General features: G+C 28.5%; 25 protein-coding genes. 2 read left to right on the top strand and 23 right to left on the bottom strand.

Features of this window, described 5'->3' with window-relative positions; translation table 11 throughout:
* The first annotated feature begins 158 nt into the window (after positions 1-158).
* Both QVA17_RS00785 and QVA17_RS00780 read left to right on the top strand, forming a co-directional pair.
* Entirely contained in the window at positions 159-344 is a 186-nt protein-coding gene (locus QVA17_RS00785; RefSeq protein ID WP_287385728.1) for a hypothetical protein, read from the top strand.
* A gap of 426 nt (positions 345-770) precedes the next feature.
* The gene (locus QVA17_RS00780) at positions 771-1,310 is read left to right on the top strand and encodes a hypothetical protein (protein WP_287385727.1); all 540 of its coding nucleotides are present in this window, start codon (positions 771-773) and stop codon (positions 1,308-1,310) included.
* Positions 1,311-1,367: 57 nt separating this feature from the next.
* Here the strand turns inward: QVA17_RS00780 and QVA17_RS00775 are convergent, their stop codons facing one another.
* The 23 genes from QVA17_RS00775 to QVA17_RS00665 form a co-directional block, all read right to left on the bottom strand.
* The gene (locus QVA17_RS00775) at positions 1,368-2,465 is read right to left on the bottom strand and encodes an AAA family ATPase (protein ID WP_287385725.1); all 1,098 of its coding nucleotides are present in this window, start codon (positions 2,463-2,465) and stop codon (positions 1,368-1,370) included.
* Positions 2,462-3,172 (bottom strand): metallophosphoesterase family protein, encoded by a 711-nt coding sequence (locus tag QVA17_RS00770; protein WP_287385723.1) that lies wholly within the window; start codon positions 3,170-3,172, stop codon positions 2,462-2,464. The genes QVA17_RS00775 and QVA17_RS00770 overlap by 4 nt, the downstream gene beginning before the upstream one ends.
* Positions 3,165-3,350, bottom strand: coding sequence for a hypothetical protein (locus tag QVA17_RS00765; RefSeq protein WP_287385722.1), 186 nt, complete (start codon positions 3,348-3,350; stop codon positions 3,165-3,167). The genes QVA17_RS00770 and QVA17_RS00765 overlap by 8 nt, the downstream gene beginning before the upstream one ends.
* 224 nt (positions 3,351-3,574) lie before the next feature.
* Entirely contained in the window at positions 3,575-4,522 is a 948-nt protein-coding gene (locus tag QVA17_RS00760; RefSeq protein WP_287385720.1) for a hypothetical protein, read from the bottom strand.
* Entirely contained in the window at positions 4,513-4,848 is a 336-nt protein-coding gene (locus QVA17_RS00755; RefSeq protein WP_287385719.1) for a hypothetical protein, read from the bottom strand. Before QVA17_RS00755 ends, QVA17_RS00760 begins: the two co-directional genes overlap by 10 nt.
* A 245-nt stretch (positions 4,849-5,093) precedes the next feature.
* A complete protein-coding gene (locus QVA17_RS00750) occupies positions 5,094-6,161 on the bottom strand; it encodes a hypothetical protein (RefSeq protein WP_287385717.1) in 1,068 nt (355 codons plus the stop codon).
* 17 nt (positions 6,162-6,178) lie between these two features.
* Positions 6,179-6,454 (bottom strand): thioredoxin family protein, encoded by a 276-nt coding sequence (locus QVA17_RS00745; RefSeq protein ID WP_287385716.1) that lies wholly within the window; start codon positions 6,452-6,454, stop codon positions 6,179-6,181.
* 3 nt (positions 6,455-6,457) lie between these two features.
* Positions 6,458-6,682, bottom strand: a complete 225-nt coding sequence (locus QVA17_RS00740) for a DUF3310 domain-containing protein (protein ID WP_287385715.1) — start codon at positions 6,680-6,682, stop codon at positions 6,458-6,460.
* Positions 6,683-6,926: 244 nt separating this feature from the next.
* Positions 6,927-8,912, bottom strand: a complete 1,986-nt coding sequence (locus QVA17_RS00735; protein ID WP_287385714.1) for a DNA polymerase — start codon at positions 8,910-8,912, stop codon at positions 6,927-6,929.
* A 26-nt stretch (positions 8,913-8,938) separates the two neighbouring features.
* Complete coding sequence (locus QVA17_RS00730; protein ID WP_287385713.1) at positions 8,939-9,238, bottom strand: hypothetical protein; 300 nt, start codon at positions 9,236-9,238, stop codon at positions 8,939-8,941.
* A 4-nt stretch (positions 9,239-9,242) separates the two neighbouring features.
* Positions 9,243-9,734: a hypothetical protein gene (locus QVA17_RS00725; protein WP_287385711.1), complete on the bottom strand. Its 492-nt coding sequence runs from the start codon at positions 9,732-9,734 to the stop codon at positions 9,243-9,245.
* Entirely contained in the window at positions 9,731-9,961 is a 231-nt protein-coding gene (locus QVA17_RS00720; RefSeq protein ID WP_287385710.1) for a hypothetical protein, read from the bottom strand. The genes QVA17_RS00725 and QVA17_RS00720 overlap by 4 nt, the downstream gene beginning before the upstream one ends.
* Positions 9,942-10,385: a dUTP diphosphatase gene (dut, locus tag QVA17_RS00715; protein WP_287385709.1), complete on the bottom strand. Its 444-nt coding sequence runs from the start codon at positions 10,383-10,385 to the stop codon at positions 9,942-9,944. The genes QVA17_RS00720 and dut overlap by 20 nt, the downstream gene beginning before the upstream one ends.
* Positions 10,345-11,034, bottom strand: coding sequence for a hypothetical protein (locus tag QVA17_RS00710; protein WP_287385708.1), 690 nt, complete (start codon positions 11,032-11,034; stop codon positions 10,345-10,347). The genes dut and QVA17_RS00710 overlap by 41 nt, the downstream gene beginning before the upstream one ends.
* Positions 11,035-13,518 carry an adenosylcobalamin-dependent ribonucleoside-diphosphate reductase gene (locus QVA17_RS00705; RefSeq protein WP_287385707.1) on the bottom strand — a complete coding sequence of 828 codons (2,484 nt, stop codon included), beginning with the start codon at positions 13,516-13,518 and terminating at the stop codon, positions 11,035-11,037.
* Positions 13,519-13,520: 2 nt separating this feature from the next.
* Entirely contained in the window at positions 13,521-14,285 is a 765-nt protein-coding gene (locus QVA17_RS00700) for a hypothetical protein (protein ID WP_287385706.1), read from the bottom strand.
* A 23-nt stretch (positions 14,286-14,308) separates the two neighbouring features.
* On the bottom strand, positions 14,309-14,947 hold the full coding sequence (locus QVA17_RS00695; protein WP_287385704.1) for a hypothetical protein: 639 nt from the start codon (positions 14,945-14,947) through the stop codon (positions 14,309-14,311).
* Positions 14,948-15,094: 147 nt separating this feature from the next.
* Positions 15,095-15,628, bottom strand: coding sequence for a hypothetical protein (locus tag QVA17_RS00690; RefSeq protein ID WP_287385703.1), 534 nt, complete (start codon positions 15,626-15,628; stop codon positions 15,095-15,097).
* Between the two features lie 67 nt (positions 15,629-15,695).
* Entirely contained in the window at positions 15,696-16,049 is a 354-nt protein-coding gene (locus QVA17_RS00685; protein ID WP_287385701.1) for a hypothetical protein, read from the bottom strand.
* Between the two features lie 2 nt (positions 16,050-16,051).
* Positions 16,052-17,050 carry a PD-(D/E)XK nuclease family protein gene (locus QVA17_RS00680; protein ID WP_287385699.1) on the bottom strand — a complete coding sequence of 333 codons (999 nt, stop codon included), beginning with the start codon at positions 17,048-17,050 and terminating at the stop codon, positions 16,052-16,054.
* Positions 17,047-17,580, bottom strand: a complete 534-nt coding sequence (locus QVA17_RS00675) for a hypothetical protein (RefSeq protein WP_287385697.1) — start codon at positions 17,578-17,580, stop codon at positions 17,047-17,049. Before QVA17_RS00675 ends, QVA17_RS00680 begins: the two co-directional genes overlap by 4 nt.
* A gap of 7 nt (positions 17,581-17,587) precedes the next feature.
* Entirely contained in the window at positions 17,588-17,824 is a 237-nt protein-coding gene (locus QVA17_RS00670; RefSeq protein WP_287385696.1) for a hypothetical protein, read from the bottom strand.
* 387 nt (positions 17,825-18,211) lie between these two features.
* On the bottom strand, positions 18,212-19,219 hold the full coding sequence (locus QVA17_RS00665) for a toprim domain-containing protein (RefSeq protein ID WP_287385695.1): 1,008 nt from the start codon (positions 19,217-19,219) through the stop codon (positions 18,212-18,214).
* Positions 19,220-19,226 lie beyond the last annotated feature (7 nt).

The raw sequence follows: 19,226 nt of genomic DNA, 5'->3' as shown, positions 1-19,226 counted from the left end.
CCATGAGAGAACTATTTGGAGATACTCCAAATCATTTTAAAACTGTATCTATGGGACAACTTCTAAATGAACAATATAGCATTAATGACTAGGATGTTAATTAGAAAGCTGATAGATTACGTGAAGGATAGAACTCTCTTACTTTTATGGGTAAAGCTATGTGGCTAGTAAGTGCTCCAGACTTCTTAAATAGAATGGCCATATTTATAGCTCAAATGAAGAAAGATGGTTGTTATGAAGCTCATGAACTTGATCAAAAGAATATGACTATTAAATATGACTTTAAAAAAGATGGTCGATTCAAAGTATTTAATAATCCAAATGCTGATAAAAATTCATTATAGTATAGGAAACAAAAAGCTTTATATGAAAGAATGATTCAGTAGTTTAATCAAGAAGGTTATACTACTATTGATTAGAGAACTGGAGAAATTCGACGTCTTGAAATAGGGGATGATTTGCCTCAAGCATATACAAATAAAGAAGCTCGTAGTATTAAGTCTTTTGCAGATTAGCTATATGGATATTATAACCATGAGGATAAGATGCTTCTAAATAGCTATCTTTTAGGTTCTATGTATACTCAATTTAGAACATACTGGTCTTCTCTTAGAAATAGATGGTGGTTAAAAGGACAAGTTTATAACCAAGGACATTGGGAACAAATGAAAACTCGTGATGGAGAACTTGTTTATAAAAAGGTAATCACTACTGAAGATGGAGAATAGCGAGTAGAACTTGTTTGGGGAGATGAAGCTGATCCTAATACAATGGACCCTGCTATGGATTGGAAAGGGCATTATCAAGAAGGATATTGGCAATCATTTGTGTCTTTATGTAAAGCTACTATATTAAATTTTGATAGTGATAAAGGATTCTTAGAAAGATTTAAAGATTGGCAAACTGGTAATGGAGATGAATCAGTTGGAACTATGAGACGCTCTAATATGAGTTTAATGATTCATGATTTAGGAGTATATGCATTAATATCATGGTTAGCAGGTATACTACTTGGACTACTGAAAGAACAAAAGAAAGATGATAAATACAAAAACTTAAGCACATTAGATAAAATGGAGCGAGATTTTGCTAAAACATTTGCTCTTTCTATGGCATCCTCAGTAGAAGATTTAGGTGCTTTTAAAGACTTAATAAGCCCTATTACTGATTGGACACCTCCAAGTTTAAAATTTGCAACTAATGTATATAAAGATACTAAAGAGTGGATGTCTGGTGATAAAGACTTTAGTAAAGTAATGTCAGAAAATATCGGTTTAATTAGACAGACAGAAAACGTTCTGTTCTTATAATAATAAGACAAAAAAATAGGGGGAACACAGTCATCACGACTATGTTCCCCCATTTTGTTAAATAGCAAATCCAATTTTCTTTTGTTCTTTTACTCCTGTTTCTTTAGTATAATTAAATACCTCACATAAAGGCATTTCTTTAGGTTCAGCTTTTATACCAAGTTTATCAAATAAAACTTTTACTTTATCCTTAGATAAATCTCCAAATTCATATTTTACTTTTAATCTACCTTTTCTTAATATTGCACTATCAATATTAGTCAATTCATCATTAAAAGTACATATAAATTTAAGATTTAAAGAATCCCCCAGTATACCATCTGATATATTCAATATAGGAGTAATCAAGTTATTATAACTAGTACTTCTATCTTTAAGAATTACTTCACAATCTTCTAATACAAACACTGAATTCTTACAATTAAATAAGAAATCCATAAAAGGTGTTGTATTTATTTGTGAAAACATAGAACTATCTAGCCAGAAGAATTTTATATCTGGATTATCTTTTATAAGTTTTCTTATAAAATAAGATTTACCAGTTCCAGGTTTTCCATGTAATAATATAAGAGAACTTTCTTTACCTTGTACTTCCTCTTCTATTTTATCATATGGGAAATCATCATTATAATTTGTTTCAACGTCAACTTCTGCTTCATTAATAGGTAATAATTTTACATTAAAATTACCTCTAGCGTCAACTGATACAAACTTTAGATTTGCTTGATCTGGACACTCCTCTACGATACAACTAATAAGTTCTTTACTTTTCTTTAGATTTTTATTAAAGATAGTCCCTCTAAATACTATAAAATCTTCTGTAACAACTAATTTGTATGTTTTCCAGGTATGAACATAACAATTAAAATTGTTAATAATATTATGGATAGTTTTGTCTACATCTATCTTTCCTTTTGGATGATATTCTCCATCTTCATCCCAATTTTCGTCTAGATTTCGTTCTTCTTTTGTAATTTCATCAAAGAAATACATAACATTTGGAACTCCTCCATATATCTCATGAAATAACATATAACAATATTCATCATCGTTATTAGATTCCAGAGTTATAGGATACTGTCTAGAAGCTAGTCTATCCATAGCATTTAGTGTTTGTCTTTCAAGATCTCTTTCTAATGTTTCGTCTTTTATCATTTGTCTAATTCAAATTGTAAAGGTTCGTATGCTTCATTATAAGACTCATCTACAATAGAAACCGTAGAAAATATAGTATCACATTCTGGATATTTATTCAATCCATGCTGAGATGAATGTATATGACCAGATATAGATATTTTTGGACTGTGATCTAATATACTACTATATAGTATAGTATTTCCTGCTCTTTCTCCAGAATAATATCCTTGTTGTATAACACCAATATCTCCTATGTTAGGAGCATCATGAGTTAATATTAAATCACAATTAAAAGGCATACTTGAATATTTTATTCTTAGGAATCCATCAGGAGCCATAAAAGACCAATTTCCAAATATTTTACACCAAGGAGAGCCCCAAAATAAATATGTTTTACCATCGCTACCGATATATTCTACAGATTCATCATCTAAGAATTTTATTTTATTATCTGTAGGTTTATATAATATATTAGAGTATCTAGCTTTATCATAATAGCAGGATTCCCCTATAAAATCATGATTTCCCCAAACAGCAAAAACTTTATCACAATTTAATGAATTTATCCAATTACTAAATTGCTTTTTTAACCATTTTTCACTTTTAGGAATATTTCTTTGAATATTTAAAGGTAAAATATCTCCGCAAATAAATAATACGTCGAATTCCTCAGTTATCTGAGGTAAAATTCCGTGTAAATCACTTATAGCAATACATTTAATCATTTTTTAAATTTTGTAATTCTTCTTCAAGACCTTCTTGAATTGTATGTTTAGCGAAAGTTTGAGAATACATAAGTCCGACAAAATACCTGATTAAATCATGCCCAGAAACACCATCCTCTTCATGAAAATCTACTCTAGTTTTTAAACCGTCTATACAAATTTCAACATATCCATTCATAATTTTTTTAAAATTAAAATAAAGCCTTCTAACGAACTTTTATATTGAAGACGATAAGTTTATCATCTACAAAATTTAAGTTCATTAGAAGACTTCTAAAGTACCTTAAAATTAATTTTTAATCCCAAACTCCGAAGTTCAAAGTTCCACCTTTAGATTGGATCATTTGGTAAATATCAAAAATTAATTTTTGTCGAATATATTTTTTAACTTCAAAAGGAGAATTACTCAGGAATAACTGGTTCTCCTTCTGAATCTTCTACTGCTTCCACTTCTCCCGATTCTTCCGAATTTTCTTGGACCATTTCATCAGCTATTTCCTCACTAATTTTAAGGTTATCGTAATCATATGCGATCATATGAACTATATCGCAATAATCTACATCATCTTCAAATTCAAGAGTTTTAAATAAATTTTCAAAATCTTCGTTAAAAGCAGTTACTACTACATTTACTCTTATAGTATCTGGCAGTATCTTATATGCGTTTGATTCTGAAACTCCATTGTTAACTAGTTCCTTATAAATTTTATAGGATTCTTTACAAGATTCTATCCACTTGTTTTTTAAATCACTATTATTATCAAATATATGACTAGTTAAAATAAGTTCATCATCTTCTATAATAGGAATACTTTGACTAACACTTAAATATTTTATCTTCGATAATTTATCAGCAATATATTTATTTGTTATGATAGAATAAGTAGACCTCTTAACGTGATATTCAGAATAATTATATAAAAATAGAAGATCTGAATGTCTATTATTTTCAACAACAACTCTATAATTTGTTGTTATAAAATATACATATAAAACACCATCTTCATCAGATTTATATCCTTTTACTACGGATTCTGGATTATTCTGGTAGAAATTAACTAATTGCATTCTACGCATGTAATCTTCTGTAGTTTTAGGATCTGGCTTTCCTATAGGAACAGTTAAATAAATAGTACCATGTTCCAAAATATCTAGACTATCTCCCTTTTCTACAGAATCTTTTAAAGGATTCTTTAAACATATTTCATTACACTTTTCCAAGTGTGTTATCATATGCTCAAATAATTCTCCTTGTATTTTAGAAATATCTTCTGGTGTAGAATTGTTATCTAAAATAATATTAGAGCCTCCTTGCTCTAAAATACTTATTTTTGGATCAACTATTTGCATAAAATATTATTTCTTATATAATCAACCATATTATTGAACTTATTATTAAATTCTTCTGAAGAAATCTCATTGTTTTCAATAACAAGTAATAAATTTTCTTGTAGATCTGTAGTTATAGTTTTATTACCTATTTTTAAAGCTGTATAAAATATATCTATTCTATCTTGTCCGTGATAACATATATCATTGACTTTAAGTATTTTATACCTAATGTTACCTAATTTAAAACATTTACCTACAAGATATTTATATTTTTCAGATTCTTGATTTTTAATTTCTTTATTAATTTCATGGAGTCTTTGTTCTAACTCCATCTTTTCTCCCATTAGTACTCCTAAGCTTTTCATAATTCTTTTTCAATTCTTACAAAAGTTATACTAAATACCCCAGGAAATTGTTTTTTAATTTTACTAAGAGCATTTTCTTTACTATAACCATCCATAAAATACAAATCTGTATCTTTATCATAAGAATTATATTGAATACTAAAAATGTAACGTCTCATTATAAATTGAAATTAAAAATTAATAAAAAGGGAACCTATAATAGGTTCCCATATTAATAAATACTATTACTCTACTATAATATTAACTATTTGACGGCCAGTAGCACCTAAACCTTTTATACTTTTAATAGTATGACCTAATTTCTTAGCTGCTTCTGCTAATACTTTAGCTCTTTCTAAACTAATTCCGTCATTATATTCTTTAGACCCTGGAGTACTTGCTTCTCCTTCGATTTCTAGTACAGATCCTGCTGGAATTTCCTTTAAGATATCATATCCAAGAGCATCCAACTCTGTACTATTATAATCAAATGAGATAGTGTATAATTTACGAGGAAGTTCTTTATAAACTACCTTTTCGATTTCTACGTACTCTACTTCAGGTTCTCTATTACGTAGAGAATTAATTTCCTCCATTAAAGAATTATATTCTTCTTGAGTATATTTATATGGGCAAAGTTTAAAGTTATGAGTTCCATTAGAATTTTTAAACTTATAAGTTAAACCTGCTTGAATTCCATACCAAGAATTTTTATGGTCAAATGAAGGTTGATTTACATGTTTAAATCCCCTACTAGGAGTTAAATTAAAGTTATATTCTGGTATTAGATTAACTTGCCATTTGTCATTAATATTAAAATTAAATTCAACGGCATAATGCGCCATAATATCGTTAGTATGAGCAGTACCTTGCTTTAAACCTGGATTCCAATATACAAATCCATGATTCCAACCTATACCAGCTACTGCAACTAATTCTACTGGACGACAAGTTCCATTATAACCAGCAAATAAATTATTTAAATTAAATTTTGAATTGGCAATAACGTTTACATAATTTAATACATTACGTCCCTGAAAATTACCAAACTTACTTCCATTATTAAAGCCTACTTGTCCTTCAATACCAGCTCCAAAAACAGGAGTAATCATTTTTGTAATGTCTAGACCTGCTGTTCCTTCAATTGAATGTTCCCAATCTTGATAACCATTCTTTACAGGATTTGTTAGAGCAGTAGCTCCACCACGTACTCCTACAGAAATATTATCAAATAATTTAGAACTTTCTACAGTTTGTCCAAACATATTAAAAGTTGCTAATAACGCAACCATTATAAAAACTAAATTTCTCATGTTATTTTTTCATTAATTCATTCTTCAGTATCTGCTTTTTCTAATTCATCTATAGCCTCACTAATTTCTTTTGGATGAGTTACTCCATGCCAAATCTTTAAATCTCCTCCAAATTCATCTACAAGAACTAGTGTAGGGAGTGATCTTACACCATATTTTTCACATAACTCACTACTTGACTCTTCTTCAATATTAATTGGAATAATTTCAATATTTTCATTTAGATCTTCAAGTAATTTAGTTTGTGCTTTACATGGTTGACACCAATCTGCATAAAATTTATATAGTTTCATATTTTATTGATTATTAAGTTCTTCTGCTTTATTCAAATACCATAAGGCTTTTTCTAAATCTTCTTCATATTTACCTTTATGTTTAGAACGCCAAAGATACTTAAAAGCATTTAATCTACAAAATATTTCTACATCTTTTTTTCCATATGCAGCTATCATAGCATCAATGCACTCAATAGAACCAGTACAATAATGTTCTGGATGGTTTATATTATTATGTTCTTCCATAGTTAATCAACATTTTTTAATGCCCCAAATTTATATCTATTAAATAAAGTAGAAGGTATCTTACTAGTTTTCCTATAATTTCGATCAGGTTTTCCATGTTCTTTATAGGCTCTATCTTTAAATACGTAAATTGAGAAAGTTAAACTACCCCAATTTAGAAACCTATCTTTATAATAATAAGCAGTACCATTACGATTTTTATAGGTATAGTATTTTAATTCTTTATTTATAGTATAGTTGTTCATTAATGAATCCAAAATTTACCAGTTTCTGGAACTGCTGGAATAGGTAATTTTTCACAAAATATACTAGCAGAATTTTCCATAAACTCTTTAAGCTTATTGGGTACAATATCTACAAGTTCCTTTGGGAATTCAACTAAGGCTTCATCATGAACTAAATCACATAACAATATTTTTCCAAAATATCCATTTCTAACAATCCATTTAAAGAATCTAATCATAGCGTATTTCATAATTATAATACCCGTACCTTGAGTAGGACTATTAAGGCTTTTACGTTCAGCCCATTTAGAAATAGCTCCACTATGTTCACTTAATTCTTTCTTTGAATATGTTAGTTTTCTTATTTCTTCTGGTTCTTCTTCTATAGATTTCCATTTAGAAAAATCTTCCCAATATGTTTTATGTCCAGTCTTTTTACAAATAACTACATAGCCATACTTTCTAACAAATTTAGAACCTCTTTCTTTAAATTTAGCAATACCTTTAAAACCCTCATTATAATTATTAGCTATATGTTGAGCTTCTTGCATTGTACATCCAAGTTGATCTTTAATCGCTTTAGCTGTACCCCCAAATTGTTGTGAAAACTCAACAGGTTTTGCTCTATCTCTTAAATCAGGTCTTAATCTTTTGATATCTTTAACTTCTATACCCTCTAATTCTTTTGGAAAACAAGCTTTGGCAGTTAATGAATGTAAATCTCCAGTTCCTTCTAGAAATTCTTTTATCATGGCTGGTTCATTATATATATTAGCACCAAGCCTAGATTCCATAGCAGAATAATCACAACTAGTCATTAGATTATCATCTTCTGGTATAAAACAATGTCTAACTTCCGCTTCCTTAGGAAGAGTTTGTAAGGCAACATATCTACATCTAGAAGGATCAATACCTTTTAACTTAGCTAAATCATGATTTCTTGCAGTATCATCTCCACAAGACATTCTACTAGTATCTGCTCCCAATTGTTTAAATTCAGTATGAATTCTTCCAGTATTAGGATTTATAGAATCGATATAAGTATATCCATAAGTAGAATATTGTTTATAAGCTTCTTTATATTTTAAGAAAGTATCTAATAATTCATCGTGAATACCTCTTTGAGATTCTAGAACATTTTCAGCAAGACTCTTTTTCATTTCATGAGTGTCCTTGTCTAATACATCTAATTTAAAGCCTAGTTTTTCAAATAAAGGTATACATTGCTTTGGACTATTCCAATTTATAGCACACTCCTTGCCAAATAAAGTACGATCTATAAATTGATAATTGTCAAACTTATTAGGATATTTTTCTGATAAATCTAAAACTATTTTATTTAATTTATCAGTAGTTTCACATACTATTGAATAGTTTTTGTTTATAATTTCTGTCCACTTAGAAACATCTAGTCTTATGCCACACCACTCTAAATAAGCTATTACTGGGACAAAATTATTTTCTATTTTTTGAGCTAAAATACAATTCTTTAATTGACATTCTTTCTCTTGCTGTTCTTTAATATCTTCAAGATCTCGAACATCATATGCAGCATATATTATTACTTGTTCGTCAAGACCTCTACGTTCAATTTGAGCTCTTATACTTTTATCAAGAGTAATATTCAATCTTCTTTTTACTACTGCTGCTAAATTGTATCTTAGACTATAATAACCGAGAAATAATAACTGTTCTATTATCATAGTATCATATACCTTTAAAGGTACAATACCATAATTATATAGAAACTGTAAATCAAATTTTAAGTTATGACCTATTAATAGTTTATTTTCAAGAATATCTTTATACTTTAATATATCTATTGTATCACAATCAACCACTATTTGAATATCTAATTTTTTAGATCCAAATTGAATACTTAAAAGTTTTCCAACATGAGGGTCTAATCCTATAGTTTCACTATCATATTGAATAGCGTCTAAGGACTCTAATATCTTTAAAGAGTCCTCGACGCTCATTCTTTTATAATATTCTGATTCAAACAATTTTGGCTGTTCAGATACTAGGTATATCACTTTAGATATTCTTTAGCTATTTCCCAAAGTTCATCTATATTTGTGCAAATTTCATTTCCATCTTCATCAGTAGCATGGATTTTATCGGGATTTGGTCGTTTTTCAAACATATACCAAACTATCCAATCACATCCTTCTTCTGTAAAGTAAGCCTCTAAGAGTTTATCAAATAAAAAACCTCCAACTTCATAAGCAGGGCTATCATAAATATCTAACCCTGCATCAGATAACTTATCTGTGAAAACTTCCAACTTAATAAACTCTTCTATGATTTTCTTAAAAAGTTCCTTATCCATAACTTTAACCAACTTGTATAGTATAAAAATTATAATTTCCCTTACCTATTATACACCTTACAGGTTCAGAATCATTTCCAGGATATATATCTACAAAAGTAATATCTCCATCAAAATTATTTAATAAAGCTGCAGTCCAAGTGTATTTATCTACTAAATCTTCTGCTTTTTTCTTGTCATAATCCCAAGTTTCATTATACTCTGATATAGACACCAATCCAGCATCAGCAGTAAATTCTCCTACTAAAGTACCTATAGGAGCTTTATTATATCTTATAATATCTTCTAGTACAGATTGATCTACTGGACCATCTGTTTTGTATACCTCACAATGCCAGTCACCATATATAGTGTCTGCCATCATTCCTTGCATATTATTTATTGGATTTAATAAAATTATTTCACCAGGTTCTGCACCTAAACAATACTTATTAAATTCTTCATCCCTCATCCAATAACAAGGATCTGTAATAAGAATATCTCCTTTTATTTTCATACTATATTATTATCATCAATATTATCAATATCGGTGTAAACACCACTCGAAAGAATAGAGAGCAGTTCTCTTAATTCTTCTTCTAATTTAGGAATCATTTCATTAACAGTTTCAAGCTTTTTTTCTAAATAGTCCTTGTCATTTTTAGCAAGTTCTAAAGATTGTTCACAACTTGAAACTTTCCTGCAAATTTCTAAAACATCCATATCAATTTCCTGTACTACCATGTCCGCCAGTCCCTCTTTCAGTTTCTGATAATTCATCAGATTCTATTAATTCTACTTTTGGATATGGAATTATCATTATTTGGGCAATTCTATCCCCAACTCTATACGGTATATCTACTTGATTATAGTCTCTAGATTTATAAGTTACTTCAATTTCACCTCTATATCCAGAATCTATAACTCCGACATGATTAGTTAAATAACAAAATGTCTTTCTATTAGAACTTCTAGGAAATAGTAAACATGCATATCCTTCTGGAACTTCTAATGCTAATCCAGTACCATATATAAAATTATCTTTATCATCTCTGCGTACACTAATAGCAGTTAAATCTAGACAAGCATCCCTATCTTTAGCGTAAGTAGGGATTATTGCTTTTTCATCAAGTTTCTTGAATCGAACTTTCAGAGTCTGTTGATTCATTAAATTCAAAAGAATATTTAGAGTTTAAAGTATAAAATATCTTATTTTCCCAATCTATTTGTTTTATAATAGAAGTATAATAATAGTACTCAGGATTACTTATAATACAAGAAATGCCTTCCCCAAAACCTGGAGTAAATCCTTCTCTAGATTCATTCTCTCCTAGGTATCCAGGATTTGTGCTAATCTTTGTTATTTTAATATGTCCTACTTTACTATTATGTAAATCATTATAAATATTTTCATCAGGATATCTAGCTAAAAATTCCTCTTTACTTAACTTTTTTAATTCTAGGATATTATTTACCCTATCGTCAAAAGTCATTATTTCAACAGGAATTTCTATCTTATTAATCTTGTTCATATTATCCATACAATATTTAAATATATTATCACTTCTAAAAGAACTATCTTCTGAGTAAAACCCCTTAATAATTCTTTTATCATCATAAACTCCAGCAAATGGAACTAACTTAGCACCAAAAGCATTTTTTATTTGTAAAGCCCTTTTACGTTCTTTACCATAAATATTTTCATCATATATTTCTATATGAAGTCCTGGGATAAAATACTCTAAAGTATATTTCAACTTTAGAGTATTTGTTTTATCTCCAAGAAGACTGTTATAAACTATTTTTAAAGTATACATTTATAAACATTTACTATAATCACAGTCTAAACACCTTATACATCCTGCTTCTCTGATAAGTCTTCCTCCACAGGCAGGACATTTTTCTCCTTCTACTTCTTCATCTTTTAAATACTTACGAAGAATCCTAGTTACTGCAGCTAAGAAGCTAGATATACTAGCTTTTACTTTTTGAGAAGTTTTTATAATACATTTTAAAGGAGCTCCATGTCTCATTAACATAGATGAAGCTAAAGATACAAAAGATTCTAATTCTGTTAATTCTCCTTCTTCAACTATATTATTAATTCTGATTTTGTCAGAATCAAAAGTATAATTATCTTTTTTATTCTTAATAATTACACCTTTATGGTTAGCTAATTTTAGTCCATCCTTACCTTTACAAACAAATATTTCGTAAGGTTTATTATTATATAATCCTACCATTATATAAAATAATTCTCCTTTTACTACTACAGAATAAAAATCAGCCTCTAATTTTTTAGGTCGTTTTGGAGCATCTATATCAGATATAAATTTATCATCTTTCTTTTTATCTTCTATAGAATTAAGAATACCTTCTCTACAGCCATCTCTATATACAGTAACTCCTTTTAAAGAATTATACCAAGCTTCTTTATATATATTAGAAACTTCTTCTTCAGTTGTTTCTTTTGGTAAATTTATTGTAGAAGATATGCTATGAGTTATATATTTTTGACAAATGGATTGAGTCATTATTCTATCTTCCCAATTAACTTCATGAGCCGTAGCACCATAGTAGGGACTTTCTTCAAAAATATTTTTCCATTCTTCTAAAGTTAGATTATTTATTTTATCTTCTACTTTTTCTTTAGGAATGCCTAGATCTCTAGTAGCCCATATTTTAGCAAATTGTTTAAGTCCTGGGTGTATTACTATAAATTCTGAATAGTTTATACCCATTTTATCAGTATAATCCACTCTATCATCACTTGTTACACATTTTTTACGTCTAGTATACAGTGGCATAAATACTGGTTCAATACCTGATGATGTTTGAGCGAGCATTGCTACACTTCCAGTAGGAGCTATAGTACTAAAAGATATATTACGTCTTTTATATTTCATAAGTCTAGTATAAGATCCTAAATCTATGCTACTAATTAACCCATAAAATGCTAAATTTTCAAATTTATCATCATAACCTGGAAATACTCCTCTTGTCTGAGCCATATCTGTGGTAGCTTTTATTTCGGCTATCATAATAGCTCTCATAACTTCTTCTATAACATTTAATGCTTCTTGACACCCATATTTTACATTTAATTTAGCTAACATGTCAGCTAATCCTAATATTCCTACCCCAACTCGTCTACCTTTAATAGCTGTATCATAAATACTTCTCCACATATCTTTTTCAAGATCATTATCACATATATCAATTATTCTTTGTACTGCTTCACATTCTAAATCTACAAGATCATCTCCGAGTTTCATAGCCATATAAGCAGCATCTTGTAAGGCAGAATAATTTATATAACAATCTTTATTAAATGGATTTTCTACGAATTTACTAAGGTTTAAATGTATAAGTCTACAAGAATCATTAGCACCCATACCTATTTCTCCGCAAGGATTAGTAGATATCATTCTAAATTCTGGATACATTGCATCTGGAGAATTTCCATGCATAGTATCTTCAAATATAATTCCTGGTTCTGCAGTATTCCAAGCACAATGAATTAATTTATTCCATAAATCTTTAGCTTTTATTCTTTTAACATACTTATGATAACCTACTTCTATTAGTTCTCCAAGTTTACTGTCAATTGGTAAATTAATAGTATCCAAATCAAGATCTGTCGGAAACCTTTGATAATATATTTCATCTGAAATTACAGCTTTCATAAATGAATCGGTAACTTTTACAGATATATTAGCTCCAGTAACTTTAGTAAGATCTTGTTTCTTTTCTATAAATTCTTCAGCATCTGGATGATCTATTGAAATAGTTAACATTAAGGCACCTCGTCGCCCACCTTGAGCAACTTCATTAGTAAGAGCAGAATCAACTTCCATAAAAGAAGCAGCTCCAGTTGATGTATCAGCGGCATTGTTTACTGCAGATCCTCTAGGACGTAAATTAGATAAATCTTTTCCAACTCCTCCTCTACGTTTCATTAATTCTACTTGATAGTCTCTGCTCTTCATTATGGAATGATAACTATCTTCAGGTGATTCTATTACAAAACAATTAGATAAACTGACTGGCTTTCCTGTACCACAATTAGCTAAAATAGATCCTCCAGGAACTATATACATATTTTTAAAGGCATTTTCAATAGAATTTTCATCATATATAAAATCATCTTTATAATATGATGATTCAATTCTACTAAATTCTTTAGCTAATCTTTTATACATATCTAAAGGAATCTTCTCATCTTCAAATTTATATTTACTTTCCCAAGTAGATGCCGCTAAATCATCTCCTTTAAAATAGTCTAAAAGCTGTTGATTCATGGTTAAGGATTTATTTGTAGAATTTTACTAACTAATAATGTTTTTTCTGGAACACTAAAAACATCTTTATTTTTTGTTACCATATTAGTAATTTGTTGAGTAAATGCATTATAAATATCATACATATTTACAAAATTACCTACTTGATAATATTGAGAATTTTCATCTATAAATAAACTTTTATATGCAGAAATTACATTATCAGTACTAATCTTAACTGGTTGAAATCCATTATTCCAATCCATTAAAATAGCATTATTAACCCATTGACCTAATAAGAATTCTCTTCGAGGAAGATTATTTTCAAACTTTTGTTCATGAAGTTTTTCTAGAATTTGTTTAGTATCGTCTTCTACTTTTATAATATCCTCTAATGGTCTAAAATCAATTGGAGTTTCAGGGTCTAGAGCCTGTATACTTAAGTGAGTAGGATTAAATATACACAAATTTGTACATGCACTATTTAAAGCTCCACTATAAAATTTAACTACTGGTTTTCTGACATCAATACCCATAACCATTCCTATTACTTTATCATGATCATCATAATATTTAGAATCTGGCATAACAGCTTCTATATATATACGATTATAAGTAGTATCAGTAGTTACTTGTTGTCCTTGTTGAGTTAATGTTATCTGTTCTGGAGTTTGAACATGAATTCTAAAATCATCTGTAAATGGTTTTAATCTATCAAAGAAAGGCTGCACATAATTAGCAGTCTTAAAATAAGCTTTTTTACCTATAATTGTTGGTTTACCTTCCAACAGTTCTTCTAATTTAATATCCACTAAATGGTAAATTTAATTACAGAGTTTACTATTATATCTGCAAAATCTGTGTCTAGTGTTTTAGTGAAGGTAATTTTATCTAATATCTTATACTTTATAAAAATATCTTGAATTTGTCCCATAAATTCAGACCTCTTTATTTTAGAAGCACTCAAATCTCTAGACCAATATGCTTTAAGATATATTGGTTTTAATTCTTCCAACATATCTAAAATATCGCAAGTATTGATACTACATACATATTTATCAGAAATTAATATAAAACATGCTTGTTTAGGTCTTTTAGGTATATAATTATTAACATTACAAGATGCATAATAATAATATAATACTTGAGATAAAGTATCAAATAAAACTAATGCATCTTCAAAATTACCATCTTTTCCCTGTTTATATTCAACTATTATATTATATAACTTTTTACCATCTGTTGTCTTCACAATATTCATACCATCGGAATATAATGGAGAATCACTTAAATCAATTTTTCCATCAGTTTTGTTAAATATTAAATCATTAATTCTAACTTGTAAATACATTTCCTTTGGTATTTTTAACATATCAGGGGTAGGAGTTATTCCTTTATCAGGACACCATCCTATTTTACTAATACACAGATCTTTTTCTTCTTTTGTCATATATTATTTAAATTATAGTGAGTTATACCTTGACTACAGGGGATTCTCACTCTTAATAAATTAATATCTTGTATAAGAAATGATCTAATAAAAGACATCCCCAGATATCACATCTGAGGATGCCTACAACAAACTCGTTAATTAAAATTATTCTAGAGACCCTACAGTACCGAATAATAAATATTTTCCAAGTTGAGTTCCTTTAGAAGGTTTATACTCAAAATTACCAACTACGTCGTCATTGGCAGTTTTAACCATTTTAATTTTAAGGTTACCTTGGAATCCATTTGCATACTCTTCCCGAGCGGCCTTTATAGCATCAGTTCTCCTGTTGCTCTTTACCTCTCTAATTATTTTATTAGAATCGTCCACTAACAAATAACTTTTAGTCCACTTCTGATAGGAATCAACTCTCTTATTAGTATACCTATAAGGACGAGTACTTTTGTTTTTATAGCCATTCTCTAGGACTATATAAAGACCAATTCCAGTTCCGAATTTAGTCTTCTTTTCAAGTTGTTCTTCCATGAACTCATTCAATAGTTCAGGTTCCTTTGGACAACCAGCTTTTTTCCAAGCTTGAGTACAGTTTGCTCCTATAGCATAGGCAGCAAATGGGCCATTTATCATTGCTTCTTGAGCAGAAAAGGCCTCGATTTCAATTGTTCTAAAATTTGCCATACTTATTAATTCATATTATTTTAAGATTATACGCACAAAGATAATATAAATAATTTTAACTACCAAATTAAAATGGTACCCAATTATTTAAAATTTCCTTAACTTTATCTAAAATTTCTTTATCATTCTTAAATCCTAAAGTAGGAAATTTAGTTACCCCGTACATAAAATCTTCACACATTATAGACAGTCCCCTTAAACTTTGAACATATTCATCTGTATATGTTCCTTCTTTAAAAGCTATTTTTGCAATAACTTCCCAACAAGTTAAGTCTGGATTCTTTATTCTAAGTTTATTAGTTAAATAACATATTAAACCTATTAATGTAAACTTATCTTCTAATGAACATGCAAATTTTAATGAAAAGTATTCCTCATACACTCCTTTTAAATCTGCATAAGTAGGATTCCATTCATTCATAATTATGCTTTTTCTAATTCAACTTCTGCAGCAAGTTTTAATAATTCTATAAATTCTTTAAAACCTTCTTCTATTTCTTCTTTACTAACCTTATATACTCCTGTAAAATATCCAGATATAGTACTAACAATTAGCATATTAGCCCTTATGCTATTAGGAGAATCAATAGAATGATATACTCTGGCATACTCCTTTAATAATAAAGTATATATTGCCATTTGTCTAGGATAATGAAACTTCTTAAAACTATTAGGAAAATCTTTTAATAAATGTCCAGTAGTTTTTAAGTCGTTTAGTACTAGATTCTTGTTTTCAGGATCTATAGTAAAATTATCAAGTTTACCTTTAATTCTAAGAATCACCGATTTTCCAGTTTCAGTATCAGTTGCTTTAAAATCTATAAATAAAGCAGCTTCATTCTCAGAACTTCCTGTTTCTGGATGTAAGAGTCTTTGAATATTTATATCTCCTAATACCTTTTGAGTACATTCCATACACTTTGTTCTACTTTTTTCATCTAAGAAAATAGGAGTACTCAAAGAATCTTTTTCAATATTATATCTTTCTACGATATAAGGTAAACAAGAATCTGTAACATAAGATATTTTATCTTCATTATTTTCTATAGTATTAGCATAATATCCTATAGTTTTACAAGAATCTATAATATCTTTTTTAGTAATAGTTCCTTTTTCGGAATACTTTTTATATAAATCATCTGCTACAAAGCCCAGTTTACTTGTGGGTCTGTCTACACTATCTTCTAAATAAAAATCATCTGGTTGTAATACTAGTTCATGCACTGCACTTCCAAATACTAAACTATCAGAGCAATTTTTACCTAATCCATTTAAATACTTTTCTTTTGAACCACCTTGTTCTGGATTAATTAAAGATAATTTAGAATTACTAATACAATTAGAAAATTCTTTTGAAAAATATCTTTCATCATCCATTTGTATATATTTAATACTATCTGGAATCAGTTCTATTTCTATCATTGTACTAATGTTTTAAAATTATAAAAATGATTATCCATAAATTCATTATAGGTAGATTCTATGGTATTGTAATCCAGAGATTTAATTCTTCCAATATCTCCCCATTCTTGATTTCTTGGAGTATCATATAATAAACAAGGAATTCCTGCTAAGTTTAAAGTAATCATATTATAAACACTATCGTCTATAAATACATCTACCTTACCTTTTATTCTTTTAGACTTATCTACTTTGTGACCATACATTTGGTAAACTGGACTTTTAGGAAATCCATTATTTTCTAACCACTTTTTTGACCAATCTTTATTATTCACACGAGCTGTACAATAAAGAACAGGTACAAAATCAATTGTATTTTTTACAGGGAGACTTAACCAAAACTTTCGATTAAATTTTAAATCTCTAACTACATTCTTTGTTATTTGAGCATCTTTTAGATGTCTAGGATTCTTATCTGTATCATAATACAGACAATAAGATTCCCACCAACTACAAAGACAATCGTCTATATCTAAACCTATCCTTAACATAAGTTAATCATTTTTTATAATCTTCTGTATTATATATTTCACCTATTATAAGCACTCCTTTATCGTATTCTTCAGTTATATATTTATCAAGTTCACTAATAGTAGTTATACTCTTAGGTAAATCATATATTTCTTTTAATTCCTCTACAAATTTTTGAAGTGCTTCATGACCATTATTAGCCTTTACATCAATTATATAAGGACCAACATCGGATTCATAAATTGGCATTAAAAATGTGCTCATTGTTTATTCTTTTTAAGTAAATCCAAGAAAAAATCTACTGGTATAATAGCCACAGTCCCTTGACTGTTATGACCTCCAACACCAGTTTTTTTCCAAATTACACAAAAAGGTTTAGTTTTATCAGTGCAGGCATCTCTAATAGAAAAATATCTAGGAGTAGATATAGTATTTTTTGTCTGTATATTACAAGGCAATTCACCATTCTGATCTATTATATCTATTTTATTAGCATCTGCTAATTTATTAACAGATCTACTAGATTTACAACCAGAATATCCTATATCTTTTAATTTATTGACAATTTCAAGTTCAAACCTGTTACCTTTACGTCTGTTCTTTTTGCCAATATTACTTTTCTTCTGAGAAGATTCTGGCGGTAACTAATCTTTATTTGTAATTTGCTTTTTCTTTGGCATATTCTATTAATTCTAAAGTTTTTTCTCTACCATATTTTTTATAAAAATCGGAAATATCCTTTACTCCATATTTTCTAGGTATCCAAAAACAATCTATTTTAAATTGTTTTCTGAACTTATTCATATTATGAATACCAGGTAAATCATTATCATAAAATATAACAATTTTTTTAAACTTACTACTCAAAACTTTAAATTGATTTTCAGTAATAAATAAATTTTCAGAATTTGGAGCTACAGCTGTAATACCTAATCCATATAGACATGCTACATCTTTCAAAGATTTAGTAATAACTAATAAATCTCCAGATTTTGGTAATTGTTTAGCTCCTTGGAGCATAGTAGATTTCCAATTAGATAAAAATTTAGGTTCTTTTTGCCTATGTTTTGGTAAATATATTCTCCATAATTCAGTACCATTAGAGTTTTTACCTCTGTAGTATCCATATATAGGATGTCTTGAATTATAAGTAGTAAATATATTACCGTTTAAAAATACGGCTTCACAAGAGAAAATCTTAAATTTCTTTAAGATTTCCTCTGTGACTCCGTAACTATTCCACCAATTGAGTTCTTCTGTAGTGAAGCTTTTGAGTTTAACTTGAATAACTGCTTCATTAGTCTCTTTAAACTCTTCTTCACACACTTTTATTGGTTTTGGGTTTTTGGGGATTGAACTATTAATATACCCAAAATCATTTGCAATTATCTTCAAAGCTTGATAGTATGAACAATTATATTTTATCATTACGACATTTATAAAATTTCCACACATATCAGATCCAAAATCTTTAAAGATAATATCCCCTTTTTTATTAGTATAAAAAGCACAAGTAGGTCTTTTATCATCTCTTAAAGGAGATACAAATAAACCTTTCCTTACAGGAACTCCTAGGTAATAGTTTAAATATGTTTCTTGACTATTTTTACTTAATAGAAATTCTTTAGTAATTGAAGGTTCTATTTTAAAAATAGGCATAATTATT

The sequence above is a fragment of the Lachnospira sp. genome (genome assembly GCF_016290755.1).
Lineage (GTDB): Bacteria > Bacillota > Clostridia > Lachnospirales > Lachnospiraceae > Lachnospira > Lachnospira multipara.
The sequence above is the reverse complement of the archived record's forward strand: the minus strand, read 5'-3'. Positions and strand labels throughout refer to the sequence as shown.

Bases quoted from the DNA above. Each gene is read 5' to 3' on its own strand.
- QVA17_RS00695 (WP_287385704.1), bottom strand. From the start codon at position 14,947: ATGACAAAAGAAGAAAAAGATCTGTGTATTAGTAAAATAGGATGGTGT.
- QVA17_RS00740 (WP_287385715.1), bottom strand. From the start codon at position 6,682: ATGGAAGAACATAATAATATAAACCATCCAGAACATTATTGTACTGGT.
- QVA17_RS00705 (WP_287385707.1), bottom strand. From the start codon at position 13,518: ATGAATCAACAGCTTTTAGACTATTTTAAAGGAGATGATTTAGCGGCA.
- QVA17_RS00785 (WP_287385728.1), top strand. From the start codon at position 159: ATGTGGCTAGTAAGTGCTCCAGACTTCTTAAATAGAATGGCCATATTT.
- QVA17_RS00780 (WP_287385727.1), top strand. From the start codon at position 771: ATGGACCCTGCTATGGATTGGAAAGGGCATTATCAAGAAGGATATTGG.
- QVA17_RS00670 (WP_287385696.1), bottom strand. From the start codon at position 17,824: ATGAGCACATTTTTAATGCCAATTTATGAATCCGATGTTGGTCCTTAT.
- QVA17_RS00775 (WP_287385725.1), bottom strand. From the start codon at position 2,465: ATGATAAAAGACGAAACATTAGAAAGAGATCTTGAAAGACAAACACTA.
- QVA17_RS00720 (WP_287385710.1), bottom strand. From the start codon at position 9,961: ATGGTAGTACAGGAAATTGATATGGATGTTTTAGAAATTTGCAGGAAA.
- QVA17_RS00730 (WP_287385713.1), bottom strand. From the start codon at position 9,238: ATGGATAAGGAACTTTTTAAGAAAATCATAGAAGAGTTTATTAAGTTG.
- QVA17_RS00680 (WP_287385699.1), bottom strand. From the start codon at position 17,050: ATGATAGAAATAGAACTGATTCCAGATAGTATTAAATATATACAAATG.
- QVA17_RS00675 (WP_287385697.1), bottom strand. From the start codon at position 17,580: ATGTTAAGGATAGGTTTAGATATAGACGATTGTCTTTGTAGTTGGTGG.
- QVA17_RS00750 (WP_287385717.1), bottom strand. From the start codon at position 6,161: ATGAGAAATTTAGTTTTTATAATGGTTGCGTTATTAGCAACTTTTAAT.
- QVA17_RS00745 (WP_287385716.1), bottom strand. From the start codon at position 6,454: ATGAAACTATATAAATTTTATGCAGATTGGTGTCAACCATGTAAAGCA.
- QVA17_RS00770 (WP_287385723.1), bottom strand. From the start codon at position 3,172: ATGATTAAATGTATTGCTATAAGTGATTTACACGGAATTTTACCTCAG.
- QVA17_RS00710 (WP_287385708.1), bottom strand. From the start codon at position 11,034: ATGTATACTTTAAAAATAGTTTATAACAGTCTTCTTGGAGATAAAACA.
- QVA17_RS00760 (WP_287385720.1), bottom strand. From the start codon at position 4,522: ATGCAAATAGTTGATCCAAAAATAAGTATTTTAGAGCAAGGAGGCTCT.
- QVA17_RS00755 (WP_287385719.1), bottom strand. From the start codon at position 4,848: ATGGGAGAAAAGATGGAGTTAGAACAAAGACTCCATGAAATTAATAAA.
- QVA17_RS00725 (WP_287385711.1), bottom strand. From the start codon at position 9,734: ATGAAAATAAAAGGAGATATTCTTATTACAGATCCTTGTTATTGGATG.
- QVA17_RS00685 (WP_287385701.1), bottom strand. From the start codon at position 16,049: ATGAATGAATGGAATCCTACTTATGCAGATTTAAAAGGAGTGTATGAG.
- QVA17_RS00765 (WP_287385722.1), bottom strand. From the start codon at position 3,350: ATGAATGGATATGTTGAAATTTGTATAGACGGTTTAAAAACTAGAGTA.
- dut (WP_287385709.1), bottom strand. From the start codon at position 10,385: ATGAATCAACAGACTCTGAAAGTTCGATTCAAGAAACTTGATGAAAAA.
- QVA17_RS00690 (WP_287385703.1), bottom strand. From the start codon at position 15,628: ATGGCAAATTTTAGAACAATTGAAATCGAGGCCTTTTCTGCTCAAGAA.
- QVA17_RS00665 (WP_287385695.1), bottom strand. From the start codon at position 19,219: ATGCCTATTTTTAAAATAGAACCTTCAATTACTAAAGAATTTCTATTA.